Below are 15,425 nucleotides of genomic sequence, written 5' to 3' on the forward strand. Positions count from 1 at the left end.
AGGATGCCACCGGAGGTTTCGTGAAGGATGCTTCAATGAATTGACCAGTCTGCTTCTTGCGCCGCATGAAAACTTAATCTCTTTGTAAACGCGATTTAACAGCGGTGTTTTATTTAAATAGTAGACTAAGGGCTAATGTTATTTCACGAAGTGCAGGTTTAAACTCATACCAGAAGGGGTTTAATAGGGTAGGAGTTCTGCGAAATACGTTAAGTTAGTAAGAGTGCGATAAAAAAATAGATACTAATCCCAATTTAGCTTAAATTTTCTCGATATTTTTAAAATAACTGGTAGAATTAGTTACATAACTACAGATGTAGAAAGAGTGATAGTTTTGAAATGGCTAAATAAGATGAAAAAATGGTTCCAAGCAGAGGAAATTATTGAAATTGAAGAGATTATTATAGATGAACCGCTTGATGAAGAGACATTAAGGAAAATGGATTTTTCAAAGCTTGCGAAGTCAAAGGAAGAAGAAATAAAGGTTTACAATCAAAAAGTGGAAAAAATGTCGCAGACGCCAGACCCTGATACGAAAATCCTGTTTCAATATCCAAAAGGGCAGTTCAAGTTTCCGCTCATTCCAGATCGTGAACAGAGCAAAAGAAAGCCTAGGGAAAGAAACAGGGAAGATCATGAACCCAAAAAGGGGAGCGCGGCCAAAGAAACAAGAAGGCCTGTGAGGGATCCTGAACCAAAACGGAGAAACTTCGAACGGGAGGAAGTCTCAAAAATAGTCCCTTCAAATACTCCATTCCGTCCGACGGAAATCCCTTCACCCATTTATGGGTTCCGTCGTCCGGAAAAAAAAACAGTCGTTTCTGAAGAAATTGTCGAATATGAATTAGAAAGCAAAATGCCCGTCCTAAAAAAGGAAGAACCCGATATCGGGATTCCAGCATCGATTCCTGAAATTCCAAAAGAAGTGTCACATGAGGAATTGACGACAGAACCATCCGTTCTTATACCGGAACAAGCGGAAGAAAAACTGGAAGATTCAGAGATACCCGCTTTCTTTCGCAGGAATTCCATTGAGACACTGCCAGAACAAGCAGTAATCGAGCCCAACATAATTGAGCCTGCGGTGGAAAAAGAGGCTATTGAACAGGACGAAGTAGAATTTGGACGCGAAGTCGCTGTATCCATCATGGAACAGACGGACGACACACCGCCTGAAGCGATATCGGTTCCTGGGGAGATTGCTGTACAATCAAATCAACCATCCGTTAGTCAAGGGACAATGCCTGAAGACCCATCTGAGGCAATACCTGAAGTGCAGCACAAACGTCCGAAAAAACATATCCCATTTAATGTGATGATGCTTAAGCAAGATCGGAAAAAAAATGACTTCATGAATAAAATGATGCCGGAAAAAAAAAGCCTTAATTCGGAAAGGGCAGTAGTATCACCTGATAAGCGGCCAATGGATGATTCTGCCCAAACAGAGGCAGGACAAGCGAAACCAACCGCCATTCCTGAACGGAAACAGGAGGAAGGCAGAGTTATTCCGAAAGAGCAGACTCCGGCCATATCACTTACCTTTTCGGACGCTAAGGTTGGTTCCGAAACCGTCGCTGCTGTGCCTGAAAATACAGTCGAATCCAACATCGGTTCCAACCCTAAGCCGCTCTTGGAACAGGAATCCCCGATTTCTGGACACGGGTATCAAGAAGCAGTATATACAGAGGAAGCGGCAGAAGGCAGTAAGGGCGAAATCCCGGCAGTTTTTGGCTCCGTCGAAGCGGATGAAAATGAAAATCCATACTATGTGTTTCCTAATATCGAATTGCTGACACCTCCCACTTATGCTGTGCATGATGATGTGTGGCTCGAGGAACAGACTTTATTACTTGATGAGACATTGAAAAATTTCAATGTCCGTGCAAAGGTCGTCAATGTCACTCAAGGACCGGCAGTAACCCGTTTCGAGGTGCATCCGGAACCGGGAGTGAAGGTGAATAAAGTGACGAACCTGATGGATGACATCAAACTAAGCCTTGCTGCTCAAGATATGCGGATGGAAGCGCCTATTCCGGGTAAACATACAATTGGCATAGAGATTCCGAACAGGAAAAGCAAACCGGTATTTTTGCGGGAGGTTTTGGAAAGTACTGAGTTTCAAGAGCATGAATCACCGCTTGCTGTGGCCTTAGGGCTCGATATATCCGGTCAGCCAATCATCACCGATTTGAGAAAGATGCCGCATGGATTGATAGCCGGGCAAACGGGGTCGGGGAAAAGTGTCTGTATCAACACCATGCTGGTAAGCTTGCTTTATAAAGCGACACCGCAGGAGTTGAAATTGCTGTTGATCGATCCGAAAATGGTTGAGCTCGCCCCATATAACCGGATCCCGCATTTGGTCAGTCCAGTCATAACCGATGTAAAAGCCGCTACGGCTGCGTTGAAGTGGGCTGTAGAGGAGATGGAACGGCGTTATGAATTGTTTGTACATGCCGGTGTCCGTGATATCACCCGCTTTAATGACCAAGCGGAAAAAGCCGGTCAATATTCAAGCAAGCTGCCTTATATCCTGGTGATCATCGATGAGCTTGCGGATCTAATGATGATGTCCCCGGCTGATGTAGAGGAAGCAATTTGCCGGATTGCCCAAAAGGCCCGTGCCTGCGGCATCCATTTGATTGTAGCCACTCAAAGACCTTCAGTCGATGTCATAACTGGATTGATCAAGGCAAATATCCCGACAAGGATCGCTTTTTCGGTTTCTTCACAAGTCGACTCCCGTACGATCATCGATAGCGGCGGTGCAGAAAAATTATTGGGAAGAGGAGATATGTTATTCGCTGAAAACGGCTCTTCAAAAACGGTGCGCCTGCAAGGGACTTTTGTTAGTGATGAAGAAATCGACCAGGTCGTTAACCATGTTAAACTGGAGCAGCAGCCAAAATACCTGTTCGAGCAGGAAGACTTGCTGAACAGGGCCCAAGTCACGGAAGAAGCGGATGAACTGTTTTTCGAGGCCTGTGAATTTGTCGTGAGCCAGCAGGCTGCATCTGCTTCTAGTGTCCAAAGGCGCTTCCGTGTCGGTTATAACCGTGCATCGCGCCTAATTGAAATGATGGAGCAACATGGAGTAGTTTCCGAATCCAGGGGTTCAAGGCCCAGGGATGTATTGATTACGGAAGAAGAACTGGAATTTTTACATGTTAATTAAGAGAACCTAATAAAAGGAAATTGTATATAATGTGAAGGGGTGAAAACCCTTTTTTATCACTTTAATTAAGGGAAAAGCCAATGATTTGATAAATTGGCATCTGCCTGACATGGATGAATGAATAAAAAAGTGATATAATAGTTTTTTGTTGATGAATGATTGAAAATATAAGCTTGAAAAACCTATGAAGAAATTGCGTTACTAACAAGTCTCGTAATGAAAAAACAAATAAAAGATGACGTCATATACTGTCATACAGGTAGACGATTGGTGGAGGTTCGCTTTATGACTGCTTACCATTTTGTGGGAATTAAAGGGTCGGGTATGAGTGCTCTTGCACAAATACTGCATGATATGAATATTGAAGTGCAGGGTTCCGATTACGAAAAAGAATTTTTTACACAATTGGCATTAGAAAAAGCCGGGATTAAAATCCTTCCTTTCAACGAGGAAAATATTCAACCTGGAATGACCATCATTGCAGGAAATGCGTTTCCGGATAGTCATCCGGAAATCGTGAAGGCAAAAGAACTTGATTTGCCGATCATCCGTTATCACCGTTTCCTAGGTGATTTCATGAAAAACTTCATCAGCGTGGCGGTTACGGGAGCGCATGGTAAAACATCGACGACCGGCTTACTTGCCCATGTGATGGGGGGCGCTAAACCGACATCCTTCTTGATTGGGGATGGAACGGGTAAAGGAATCGTGAATTCTGATTACTTCGTATTCGAAGCATGTGAATATCGCCGTCATTTCCTTTCCTATTATCCGGATTATGCAATCATGACGAATATCGATTTTGATCATCCTGATTATTATGCCAATGTCGAAGACGTGTTCGAGGCTTTCCAAACGATGGCCCTTCAAGTCAACAAAGGCATCATTGCGTGCGGGGATGATGAACATTTACCACATATTCAGGCGAAAGTACCGGTTATTTTTTACGGATTTGCAGAAGGAAATGATTTTCAAGCGAAAAATGTTTCCGTCACTCCGGATGGCACGACTTTTGATGTGCATGTAAGGAACAATTACTATGATACATTCACTATTCCTACTTTTGGAAAGCATAATGTGTTGAATGCACTTGGTGTCATTGCACTTTGTAAATATGAAAACTTGGATACGGAAGCTGTGAAAGCCCAATTGCGGACTTTTGGCGGAGTTAAACGCCGGTTCTCAGAAAAAGAAATCGGAAGTCAGATCATCATTGATGATTATGCACATCATCCGACCGAGATCTCTGCAACTGTCGACTCGGCGCGTCAGAAATATCCAGAGCGTGAAGTTGTTGCGGTATTCCAGCCGCATACTTTCTCGAGAACTCAGGCTTTCCTTGATGAATTCGCCGACAGCTTGAATTTGGCCGACAAAGTATACTTATGTGAAATTTTTGGATCTGCTCGTGAACATCAAGGGAAGTTATCGATTGAAGACCTTCAAGATAAGATTCCCGGAGCCGAGCTGATTACGGAGAACACAACATCAATATTGCAAAATCATGAAAACAGTGTCGTTTTATTCATGGGTGCAGGGGACATTCAAAAGTTCCAAGCAGCCTATGAGCATTCACTGCAGGTAAAATAAAAAAACGATCGTCCCGTTAGAGCGGGTCGGTCGTTTTTTTTATTTTACGTTATTTTAAATTTTCTGGATTTAAATTTTCCAGTTCCGGTAAAACGAAGCGTCCGTCCTTACGTATCAAGACGTCATCAAAATGGATTTCCCCTCCGCCATATTCAGGCCGCTGGATATTGACCAGGTCCCAGTGAATGTCTGAATGGTTTCCGTTAAAGGCATCATCATAGCATTGTCCGGGAGTGAAATGAAAACTTCCATCAATTTTTTCATCAAAGAGGATATCTTGCATCGGGTGTAGAATATAAGGATTTACACCAATTGCAAATTCACCGACATATCGTGCGCCTTCATCAGTATCAAAAATTTTGTTGATGCGTTCCGTATCATTCGCAACCGCTTCAACGATTTTTCCATCCTTGAATGTTAACTTCACGTTTTCAAAAGTAAAACCCTGATAAGGGGACGGAGTATTATACGAAATAACTCCATTGATGGAATCTTTAACCGGAGCCGTATATACTTCACCGTCAGGAATGTTCAGCTCACCCGCACATTTGATGGCTTTAATGTCTTTGATGGAGAAAGTTAGGTCCGTACCGGGCCCAGTTAAGCGGACCTTATCCGTTTTATCCATCAATTCAACAAGGTTGTCCATCGCTGCGCTCATTTTGCCATAGTCGAGGTTGCAGACTTCGAAATAAAAGTCTTCGAATGCTTCTGTGCTCATTTTGGCTAATTGGGCCATGGAATTTGTCGGGTAGCGAAGCACGACCCATTTTGTTTTTGGCACGCGGATATTTCTATGTACTTTACCGACTGTCTGTCCATGAATCGCCATCTTCTCTGAAGGGACATCGGAATGTTCATTGATATTATCCCCGGCACGAAGCCCGATATAGGCATCCATCTGGTTCATTACGTTTGCTTCAAACTCACCCATCATCTTGTACTGTTCTTCTTTGGCACCCATCAGCAAGGCACGATCCACTTGGTGATCCTTTAAAAGGACGAATGGGTAACCACCTGCTGCATAGGCTTCATTCACAAGTGCGTTAACAAGCTCACGCTGCAAACCAAAGTTTTCGATCAAGATTTTTTCACCTTTTTGAAGCTTCACGGAATAATTGATTAAGTTTTTGGACAATGTTTCAATTCTGGGATCTTTCATAAAAAATACCTCCATTGTTTAAATTCGACTTATCTTTTCTATCATACCCGATTTCCTGCCATAAGTGTGACCCATGAACTTACGGAGGAACTGGATGCAGACAACAATATTTCCAGATTAGGGTTTGATAGGGTATATTGAAAAAATAAATACGTTTATAATATTAGGGAAGGGGTAATTAATATCTAACAGCTATTAAATAAGTCGATTTTTTTCGGAGGTGTTCCAATGGAGATTATTTTATACGTAAGTGCTGCTGTTGCAGCGATAGCTTTTTTGGTACTCGTTATTTTCCTAACAAAGGTACTGACATCACTTCAAACTACCCTGGACAGTGTGGCCCGGACGCTGACAGGACTAGAGAGCCAAATGCAGGGCATAACGCTCGAAACTACTCAGTTATTACATAAAACGAATACGTTGGCTGAAGATTTGCAGCACAAGTCAGAAAACCTGAACACGGTGGTGGATGCGGTGAAGGATGTAGGCACATCCATCTCCAGCTTCAATTCTTCCATCCAAAAGGTTTCCCATAAAGTGCAGGCTGAGATTGATAATAATCAAGACCGAATCTCACAAATTGTACAATGGAGTAATGTTGCCATGGAGATCAGAGACAAGTGGAAGGCCAGAAGCAAACAGGCTGCCCCGACTCCAACCGAAAGGGCGGAGTTAGAAAGGGAAGCGCTTGAAACAGATAACCTGCCTAAAAAAAGGTTTTTACGTTCTAGATCCTAAAATCTAGTTAAATAAAAAATGAACTGAAAATTGAAAGGGGAATGTATTATGACTCAAAAAGAATTTGCGGCAAAGGACTATCAGAAATCTTATGAGGACGAACGCGACTCGATCAATTCGAAGGACTTTATGATTGGCGCCTTGATCGGCGGGATGATCGGAGCGGCTACAGCATTGTTCATGGCTCCGAAAACAGGCAAGGAATTAAGGAATGACTTCAATGAACAAGCTAGAAACATTTCCGAGAAAACAGAAAGATTAAGACAAACGGCAATGGAAAAAGGTACAGTCCTTGCTGATACTGCAAAAGAAAAAACAAGCTCCGTCACGGAAATCGTTTCCAATAAATCTTCGAATATCGTCAACAAAGTGAAGAGCCTGAAAACAGGAAAAGAAAACGGCGACGCTGCTGATGATACAACGAATTCAAGCAATAAGGATATTGATGTAACCGGAACTACCGATGCTCCTATCGTATCCGTCGAAACGAACTTTGCTAACGGCAATGATTCGGAAAATAATTCAGCAGATCCAACAAGCGGAAACAAGAATGCGGCAAAATTAAAACTTGATGAAGCGAAAAAGGCATTTGATGAAACGGAGAGTAAACTAAAGAATTAAACTCCCTGGCTTCTTTAATGGGAATGAAGAGTCATTAAGGGACGAAGAATAAGGCGGTGAAGTGCTTCGATGGCTTCATCGCCTTTTTGATGGTAAAATTTATATGACAAGGAAAGGAGACTGCTATATGGTCATGAGCAAAATCGAAACAGAAGAACAATTCAATGAGCTTCTAAAAGAGGATACATTCCTGCTTTTCAAGCATAGCGTAACATGCCCTGTCAGCGCTGAAGCATTTGAACAATATGAGAGGTACATCTTAGGGAACGAACAACTTAAAACGGCCTATTTGGCCGTCCAGGAAGCTCGTCCACTATCCAATTATGTAGCAGAAACCTTTGAGGTCAAACATCAATCACCTCAGGCCATCCTTTTTAAAAGTGGAAAACCTGTCTGGAATGAATCTCATTGGCGGATTACATATGATTCATTGAGCAAGGCCATTACAGAATGAATGGAAGGCTGGATCCCTTTGGTAAGGGGTCCGGCCTTTTATTATTCCATTGATTGGCGGGCCTAAGGATGTTAATCCTGGGGAAACCTTTTCTAGGAAGGCCTTTCCGTAAAACCTCTTTAAACATTTCTCGGCTTCGGACAAGTGGCAGAAGATTTAAACTTTTCTATGCTCTTGTGAAAAATGATCAATTAAATGATAGCTTTCCTGTTCTATTTCCAATATAATTCCTACAACGGATCGTGTTTCAATATTCTGTGTAATCGTTTTTCTGGCATGAGCGGCACCTAGTTTTATGCATTTATAACTTTAATGCTTAAAAGCGTTTAATTATTAAAGAAAAATATAGTGACATTTATGGACACTTCATTTATAATTGATTTAATCATACATGAAATATTCTAAATTTTTCATTGATAAAACAATCGGGGTGGATGTTCGAGGATCCGGATGGGATTTTTTTTAGTTTGAGTCCGCTGAACCGATTTCTATTTTAAAAAACGAAGGGATGGATTTGTAATGAGCAACAAAGAGCTTGATGGACTTCGTAATCAACTGGATGATGTGAACCTTCAGTTATTACATCTTATTAATCAACGTGCTGAACTTGTACAGGAAATTGGTCGCGTTAAAGAAAAACAAGGTGTAAACCGTTACGATCCGGTCCGTGAAAGAACAATGCTGGATCTTATCGAAGCCAATAATCAAGGACCGCTTGATCTTGGTTCGATTAAACATATTTTCAAAGAAATCTTTAAATTGGGCTTGGAGTTACAAAAAGATGATCAGAAGAAAACGCTTCTTGTATCGAGAAAACAAAAGGCTGAAGACACGATCATCGACATTAAGGGTGAATTGGTCGGTAACGGGATCCCTAGCTTCGTTTTCGGACCATGTGCCGTTGAATCTTATGAACAGACAGCTGCGGTGGCGGAAGTCATTAAAGCTAAAGGTTTGAAATTGATGCGCGGCGGTGCATTTAAGCCACGTACATCTCCATATGACTTCCAAGGGCTTGGTTTGGAAGGATTACAAATACTTAAACGTGTTGCTGATGAATACGGCTTGGCTGTAATCAGTGAAATCGTGAGTGCCAACGATATCGAAGCGGCAATCGATCATATCGATGTCATCCAAATCGGGGCGCGCAACATGCAAAACTTCGACTTGCTAAAAGCGGCAGGTGCTGTAAATAAACCAGTTCTTTTAAAACGTGGACTGGCGGCAACGATTGAAGAGTTCATTCATGCAGCGGAATACATCATGTCGCAGGGCAATGGCAACATCATCCTTTGTGAGCGCGGTATCCGTACTTACGAAAAAGCAACAAGAAATACACTTGATATCTCTGCTGTACCGATTTTAAAACAAGAAACTCATTTACCGGTCATGGTTGATGTAACGCATTCAACTGGACGTCGCGATCTTCTGCTTCCTACGGCTAAGGCGGCTCTTGCAATCGGTGCTGACGGTGTTATGGCTGAAGTGCATCCAGATCCTTCCGTTGCTTTATCGGATTCTGCACAGCAAATGGACTTCAAACAATTTGATGAATTCTACGAAGAGATTAAACGTTTGAACTGGGTAACTGTATAAGCTAAGAAATTCTTTAAATGATCTATTTACGGCCCTTACCAACTTGGCAAGGGCTTTTTTTAATGGTAAAATACTAGTTTTTGCAGAAAAAGCTTCGAAATGAGCACTATTGGATTGCAGGAAAGATTCGACTATCGTATGATAAATAACAAGAATGAGAACTGTTCGGAAGATTGAGTCATACATAAAGTGATATCTATGTGAATTTTATACTTGAATAGGGTATTGAATATTTGACTGAGAAGAGAGTAGGACTGCATTTTTTGTTAGGCAGATCGTTCCTAAAATAATCTTCCTTATAGAGAAAAACGCATAAAAGATTATTTTCCGAAATAATTCGGGTCTTTTATGGGGAAAATGAAAGAAATGGAGGAATGGATAAATGAATAATATAACCATTTATGATGTGGCGCGTGAGGCGAATGTTTCCATGGCCACCGTTTCCCGCGTAGTTAACGGGAATCCAAATGTAAAGCCTGCAACAAGGAAGAAAGTTTCAGATGTAATTGAGAAGTTAGGGTACCGTCCCAATGCAGTGGCAAGGGGACTTGCCTCAAAGAAAACGACTACAGTCGGGGTCATCATCCCGGATATCTCAAGCATCTTTTTTGCAGAATTGGCACGGGGCATAGAAGATATAGCCACCATGTATAAATACAATATCATTCTAAGCAGTTCTGATGAGAATATAGATAAGGAATTCCATTTGCTGAATACGATGCTTGGAAAACAAGTGGATGGTATCGTATTCATGGGCGGCAACATTTCTGATGAGCATGTCAAAGAGTTTAAGAATTCACCTGTTCCAATCGTTCTGGCAGGCTCGGTGGATGAAAGCGGACAAGTTCCATCGGTCAATATTGATTATGAGGCGGCGGCATTCGACGCAGTGACCTTCTTCGCTAAAAAAGGCCACAAGCATATCGCTTTTGTAAGCGGAAACCCTTCGGCGTTGATTAATGAAATGAAATTGACTGGTTATAAACGAGGATTGAAAGAAGCTGGGCTTCCATTTGATGAAAGTTATGTCGTTGAAGGTGATTATACATATGATTCAGGAATTGAATCTTTTGAAAAGTACCTGGAAGCTGAAGACAGACCGACAGCATTCATAGCCGGTGCTGATGAAATGGCGCTTGGAATTGTCCATGCCGCTCAGGACAAAGGGTTTAATGTACCGGAAGACTTTGAAGTGATCAGCTTCGATAACACGAGATTGACCTTGATGGTGCGTCCGCAAATCACGACGATCGTTCAACCTTTATATGATATTGGTGCGGTTGCGATGAGGCTTCTTACAAAGTTGATGAATAAAGAACAAGTGGAGGAAGGTCTTGAAAAAGTGATCCTGCCACATCGGATTGAAAACCGTCAATCAACGAAATAAACTGGTTTGGAGAGTGTCCCGAGGGCACTCTCTTTTTGTTTCTCAAATGTTTGCCCCGAACAAAAAAGATCGTTTTTCAACGATCTTTTGGTTAACTTTGTTCATTGCTTTTCGTTGTTTGCCTGGAAGACCTGATGGGATAAAGGACCTTTTCAAGCGTCAGGGCATTCTTCTCGGTAATTTCAGGCTTCCTCGGAATGGGTTCATATATATCCTCCATGTCATCCCATTCATTCGGCAGGGGAACAGGGGACTCAGGCTGCCAGCAATCGAGCCATTCCTTTGATAGGGGACCTGATATATCATTATTCGTCATTTCAAGCCAGACCCTCGCCCAAGCCCTCGGGACGACGCGCCATATATCATATCCGCCGCCGCCCACTGCAATCCACCGTCCTTCACAATACTTATGGGCCATTTCGTGGGCCAGCTTTGGTATTTCCCTATAAATTTTCATGGTGGCTGATAAATGGGTGAGCGGATCGTAATAATGGGAGTCGGCTCCGTTTTGCGTTAATATGACATCCGGTTTGAAGAATTCAATGACTTCTTTAAAGGAAGCCATGTAGCAATCGAGCCATGATTCATCTTCAGTGAACGCATCGACCGGGATGTTGAATGAATAGCCGTAGCCTTTTCCCTGGCCTCGCTCGTTAATATTGCCGGTGCCGGGAAATAAGTAGCGGCCCGTTTCATGGATGGATAGTGTACAAACATCCGGGTCATCATAAAATGACCATTGGACTCCATCACCATGATGTGCATCGGTATCGACATACAAGACACGCGCCCCATATTTTTTTTGCAGGTATTTAATCGCGACCGAACTATCGTTGTAAATGCAAAAGCCCGAGGCTTTTCCGCGGAAACCGTGATGCAGGCCACCGCCAAGATTAAGTGCGTGCAGGGACTGGCCGGTCATGACGGCATCCACAGCCGTTAAGGTACCGCCTACAAGCAATGCACTTGCTTCGTGCATTTTGGGGAAGATGGGGGTATCCTCCGTTCCTAGCCCATAATTCACAGCCTTTTCAGGGGGGAGCTTTCCCTGGCCTGCCAACCTGACAGCGTTTACATAATGGTGATCATGAATCAGTTCCAATTCTGCATCGGTTGCCATTCTGGGCTTGATAATTTGATCATCATTGATTGCATGGTGTTTTTTTAATAAATCAAGCGTGAGTTTAAGCCGTTTTTGATTGAATGGATGCTCATCGTTGAATTTGTAGGTAAGGAGTTCATCCGAATATACGAAAAGGGATGTATCATTCATGTGAAAACCCCGGTAGACTAGGCCATAAAACGGTATAGCCTTCTTTCTTCAAATCCTCCACCACCATAAATGGATTCATCGTCTGTACACGAATTACAAGAATTTTATAGTCGGTTCCATTTTTTTCAGGATAAACGAGGGTGCTCAGGATATTCGTATTGCGCCTTTTGAAAATATGGGCAATATCATGAAGGGAACCTGCCTTATCCGGGATTCTGATTTCGATTTGGGAACCGGGCTGATTGACTCCAGTCAACTCAACGTATGAATGAAGTAAATCAGAACCGGTTATGATTCCCACTAACTTCCTTCCCTTTACGATTGGAAGGCAGCTGATATTGTTATCACAGAAAACAGCCCCGATTTCTTCCACGAAATCCAGCGGGTGCCCTGTGATTATTTCCGTTTTCATGATGCTTGATAGTGGTTTTTGTAAATCATTTTTGTATTCTTCGGTACGGAATATAGAAGGGGCAGCATCCCGAATATCACGGTCGCTGACTAATCCCACAAGTTGAAAGCTGTCATCGACAATCGGGATATGGCGAATTCGCTTCTCCTTGATGATCAAGACAGCGCTATGGATTGTATCGGTTGGAGTGAGGGTGATAATATCCTCATTCATTATTGTTTCAACAATCATTTTCCTTCCTCCTCTTACTCGCCTCTTTAATACATAAACCGATTCATAAAACGCAATTGGTCGAATTTCTGGATGGATTCCGGCGGGACCCTTTTGCCAATACGGGCCATCAGACAGTTGGCCGGGTGGGAACTGATTTCAGGGTCATCTGTTGCAAAGTAGACCAAACCACCGGCACTCATCATTTTTTCCATGACCTTGCGATAGTCCCATATATTCAGACCTGTCCCTTTCAAATCCCAATGCCAATAGTATTCAGTGGTGATGATGATGAAGTCTTCAACCGAATCGTCTTCCATGGAAAGGCGGATTAGGTTTTTCCCGACGGAGGCACCCCGGTATTTAGGGATGACCTCGATTGCACCAAGCTCAATCAGGTCCTCCATCTTGATTTCAGACCAGCGCTCCAAGGGATCGGGATATAAGTAAGTTACATAACCCACGATTGTTTCATTTTCACGGGCGATAAAGATCCTGCCCTCAGGCAAGTCTGCAATCTCTATTAACGCTTTATGCTGCAAAGCAGGCGGGCGAAAGGCGACCAAGTCTTCGTGAAACTCATAAGCGGACATTTTTTCGCCGCTTAACGGCCCCTCGATGATGAGCGTTCCGCTTAATGTCTGCAGTTCCTTAGTGTAAAAGGTCTTACTATATTCCATTCTTTCACCACCCTTGTTATATAGTAATCTTACACTCTCGCATTCCGGAGTATACGAAGCATTGCTTTTAAAAACTGACCGAATGGAAAGCTTACATAAATTATACATGAAAACGAGGGGCATAATTCAGAAAGTTCAAGGCGCTTTTGTTACAGTGCTTCGTCTTTCACGGCCATCATATGGATTCGCCTTAACCATAACAATATACCAGTTGCTTTCAAAATTCACCAAGAAGGGATTTCCCTTATATGGAAGTATTCAATATTTTAAAAATTGAGATAATTCGATTCTTATACTATAATAAAAATATAGAGCCGAATGAAGGGGGAGTTTGTCGTATGAATGTGAAAGCGTTACCAGTAGTGGAAGGTAATTTTAATTTAAAGAATTATGATGAAAAATACAATAAGTTTGACTGGTCTGAGACGGAAAAGGAATTCTCCTGGTCTGAAACCGGTAAAGTGAATCTTGCGTATGAAGCCATTGACCGCCATGTCGAAACATACAAAAAGAATAAAGTGGCCCTTTATTACAAAGACGATAAAAGAAATGAAAAGTATACATTCAAGGAAATGAAAGATTATACGAATCAAGCGGCCAATGTGTTCAAGAACATTGCCAATGTGGAAAAAGGAGATCGTGTTTTCATCTTCATGCCTCGCTCCCCGGAGCTTTATTTTGCATTGTTGGGTGCGATTAAAACGGGAGCGGTCGTAGGGCCGTTGTTCGAAGCCTTCATGGAAGGAGCCATAAGGGACCGTCTTGAAGATAGTGAGGCAAGTGTGATAGTGACGACACCTGAACTTTTGCCGCGTGTCCCGGTGGATGAATTACCCCATTTAAAGCATATTTTCTTGGTGGGGGAAAATATAAAAGAAGAAGGAAATTACCATAACTTCAATAAAAAATTAAAAGAAGCCGACAAAAAATTCGAAATTGAATGGGTGGATCGGAATGACGGGCTGATTCTTCACTACACCTCAGGTTCCACAGGCAAACCAAAAGGAGTGCTGCACGTTCATAATGCGATGATCCAGCATTATCAAACGGCAAGGTGGGTCCTTGATTTGCAGGATGAGGACGTGTATTGGTGCACAGCGGACCCTGGATGGGTGACAGGGACGTCTTATGGGATATTTGGACCTTGGCTGACAGGGACCTCGAATGTCATTGTAGGCGGGCGGTTCAAGCCTGAATCCTGGTACAAGACCTTGGAGGACTTTGGTGTCACGGTATGGTATAGTGCCCCGACTGCCTTCAGGATGCTGATGGGCGCAGGTGACGAAATCGTTAAGCGGTTCGATTTGAGTTCTCTCCGCCATATATTAAGTGTGGGTGAACCGTTGAACCCGGAAGTGGTGCGCTGGGGAATGAAGGTATTCAATCACCGTATCCATGATACATGGTGGATGACGGAGACCGGGGCACAGGTCATCTGCAATTATCCTTGCCTGGAAATCAAACCTGGCTCGATGGGCAAACCGATTCCAGGTGTGAAGGCGGCAATAGTGGATGATCAAGGCAACGAGCTTCCGCCGCATAGAATGGGGAACCTTGCCATCAAGAAAGGCTGGCCTTCGATGATGAAGACCGTCTGGAAGAATGAAGCTAAATATGAATCTTACTTTATGCCAGGTGATTGGTATGTTTCAGGAGATTCCGCATATATGGATGAAGATGGTTATTTCTGGTTCCAAGGCCGTGTTGATGATGTCATCATGACGGCAGGGGAGAGGGTAGGTCCTTTCGAAGTGGAAAGCAAATTGGTCGAGCATCCAGCCGTAGCCGAAGCGGGGGTCATCGGTAAGCCGGATCCGGTTCGGGGGGAAATTATCAAAGCGTTCATCGCACTTCGTGACGGATACGAGGCAAACGATGAATTGATTGAGGAAATTCGTACATTTGTAAAGCATGGTCTAGCAGCACATGCGGCACCTCGTGAAATTGAATTCAGGGATAAACTTCCTAAAACAAGAAGCGGTAAAATCATGCGTCGTGTCTTGAAAGCTTGGGAACTTGATCTGCCAACTGGCGATTTATCATCGATGGAGGATTGAAAACTTAGTCTTACTGATTATTGAGAAGGAAAAGGCATCCATGGTCACTTCCATGGATGCCTTTTTGGGG

12 protein-coding genes are annotated in these 15,425 nt (G+C 42.9%); 8 read left to right on the forward strand and 4 right to left on the reverse strand.

Features of this window, described 5'->3' with window-relative positions; genetic code table 11:
• Positions 1 to 334: 334 nt before the first annotated feature.
• Complete coding sequence (locus tag ACSR9O_RS19580; RefSeq protein ID WP_491724951.1) at positions 335 to 3,175, forward strand: DNA translocase FtsK; 2,841 nt, start codon at positions 335 to 337, stop codon at positions 3,173 to 3,175.
• A gap of 285 nt (positions 3,176 to 3,460) precedes the next feature.
• Positions 3,461 to 4,765: a UDP-N-acetylmuramate--L-alanine ligase gene (gene murC, locus ACSR9O_RS19585; RefSeq protein WP_101222964.1), complete on the forward strand. Its 1,305-nt coding sequence runs from the start codon at positions 3,461 to 3,463 to the stop codon at positions 4,763 to 4,765.
• A 49-nt stretch (positions 4,766 to 4,814) separates the two neighbouring features.
• On the opposite strand, the gene ACSR9O_RS19590 is transcribed toward murC, so the two are convergent.
• Positions 4,815 to 5,927, reverse strand: a complete 1,113-nt coding sequence (locus ACSR9O_RS19590; protein ID WP_491724952.1) for an aminopeptidase — start codon at positions 5,925 to 5,927, stop codon at positions 4,815 to 4,817.
• Positions 5,928 to 6,155: 228 nt separating this feature from the next.
• Here ACSR9O_RS19590 and ACSR9O_RS19595 point away from each other — a divergent pair, with 228 nt between their 5' ends.
• From ACSR9O_RS19595 to ccpA, 5 genes are all read left to right on the forward strand, one after another.
• Entirely contained in the window at positions 6,156 to 6,665 is a 510-nt protein-coding gene (locus ACSR9O_RS19595; RefSeq protein WP_101222962.1) for a DUF948 domain-containing protein, read from the forward strand.
• A gap of 48 nt (positions 6,666 to 6,713) precedes the next feature.
• Entirely contained in the window at positions 6,714 to 7,286 is a 573-nt protein-coding gene (locus ACSR9O_RS19600) for a YtxH domain-containing protein (protein ID WP_230176732.1), read from the forward strand.
• 127 nt (positions 7,287 to 7,413) lie between these two features.
• Complete coding sequence (gene ytxJ, locus ACSR9O_RS19605; protein ID WP_054400017.1) at positions 7,414 to 7,740, forward strand: bacillithiol system redox-active protein YtxJ; 327 nt, start codon at positions 7,414 to 7,416, stop codon at positions 7,738 to 7,740.
• A gap of 519 nt (positions 7,741 to 8,259) precedes the next feature.
• Entirely contained in the window at positions 8,260 to 9,336 is a 1,077-nt protein-coding gene (locus tag ACSR9O_RS19610; protein WP_101222960.1) for a bifunctional 3-deoxy-7-phosphoheptulonate synthase/chorismate mutase, read from the forward strand.
• Positions 9,337 to 9,718: 382 nt separating this feature from the next.
• Positions 9,719 to 10,723 carry a catabolite control protein A gene (gene ccpA / locus ACSR9O_RS19615; protein WP_101222959.1) on the forward strand — a complete coding sequence of 335 codons (1,005 nt, stop codon included), beginning with the start codon at positions 9,719 to 9,721 and terminating at the stop codon, positions 10,721 to 10,723.
• 91 nt (positions 10,724 to 10,814) lie between these two features.
• Here the strand turns inward: ccpA and ACSR9O_RS19620 are convergent, their stop codons facing one another.
• From ACSR9O_RS19620 to ACSR9O_RS19630, 3 genes are read right to left on the reverse strand one after another with little or no spacing between them, the layout of a single operon-like run.
• The gene (locus ACSR9O_RS19620) at positions 10,815 to 11,996 is read right to left on the reverse strand and encodes an acetoin utilization protein AcuC (RefSeq protein ID WP_101222958.1); all 1,182 of its coding nucleotides are present in this window, start codon (positions 11,994 to 11,996) and stop codon (positions 10,815 to 10,817) included.
• On the reverse strand, positions 11,989 to 12,639 hold the full coding sequence (locus ACSR9O_RS19625) for an acetoin utilization AcuB family protein (protein WP_101222957.1): 651 nt from the start codon (positions 12,637 to 12,639) through the stop codon (positions 11,989 to 11,991). The genes ACSR9O_RS19620 and ACSR9O_RS19625 overlap by 8 nt, the downstream gene beginning before the upstream one ends.
• Positions 12,640 to 12,665: 26 nt before the next feature.
• The gene (locus ACSR9O_RS19630; protein WP_034309235.1) at positions 12,666 to 13,298 is read right to left on the reverse strand and encodes a GNAT family N-acetyltransferase; all 633 of its coding nucleotides are present in this window, start codon (positions 13,296 to 13,298) and stop codon (positions 12,666 to 12,668) included.
• A gap of 338 nt (positions 13,299 to 13,636) precedes the next feature.
• On the opposite strand from ACSR9O_RS19630, the gene acsA reads away from it, so the two are divergent.
• Entirely contained in the window at positions 13,637 to 15,355 is a 1,719-nt protein-coding gene (gene acsA, locus ACSR9O_RS19635; protein WP_101223490.1) for an acetate--CoA ligase, read from the forward strand.
• Positions 15,356 to 15,425 lie beyond the last annotated feature (70 nt).

This window comes from Peribacillus sp. B65, from assembly GCF_058513295.1.

Excerpts from the sequence above, each read along its gene's own strand:
- ccpA (WP_101222959.1), top strand. The coding sequence starts at position 9,719 with ATGAATAATATAACCATTTATGATGTGGCGCGTGAGGCGAATGTTTCC.
- ACSR9O_RS19625 (WP_101222957.1), bottom strand. The coding sequence starts at position 12,639 with ATGATTGTTGAAACAATAATGAATGAGGATATTATCACCCTCACTCCA.
- ACSR9O_RS19600 (WP_230176732.1), top strand. The coding sequence starts at position 6,714 with ATGACTCAAAAAGAATTTGCGGCAAAGGACTATCAGAAATCTTATGAG.
- acsA (WP_101223490.1), top strand. The coding sequence starts at position 13,637 with ATGAATGTGAAAGCGTTACCAGTAGTGGAAGGTAATTTTAATTTAAAG.
- ACSR9O_RS19590 (WP_491724952.1), bottom strand. The coding sequence starts at position 5,927 with ATGAAAGATCCCAGAATTGAAACATTGTCCAAAAACTTAATCAATTAT.
- ACSR9O_RS19620 (WP_101222958.1), bottom strand. The coding sequence starts at position 11,996 with ATGAATGATACATCCCTTTTCGTATATTCGGATGAACTCCTTACCTAC.
- ACSR9O_RS19630 (WP_034309235.1), bottom strand. The coding sequence starts at position 13,298 with ATGGAATATAGTAAGACCTTTTACACTAAGGAACTGCAGACATTAAGC.
- ACSR9O_RS19595 (WP_101222962.1), top strand. The coding sequence starts at position 6,156 with ATGGAGATTATTTTATACGTAAGTGCTGCTGTTGCAGCGATAGCTTTT.
- ytxJ (WP_054400017.1), top strand. The coding sequence starts at position 7,414 with ATGGTCATGAGCAAAATCGAAACAGAAGAACAATTCAATGAGCTTCTA.
- murC (WP_101222964.1), top strand. The coding sequence starts at position 3,461 with ATGACTGCTTACCATTTTGTGGGAATTAAAGGGTCGGGTATGAGTGCT.
- ACSR9O_RS19610 (WP_101222960.1), top strand. The coding sequence starts at position 8,260 with ATGAGCAACAAAGAGCTTGATGGACTTCGTAATCAACTGGATGATGTG.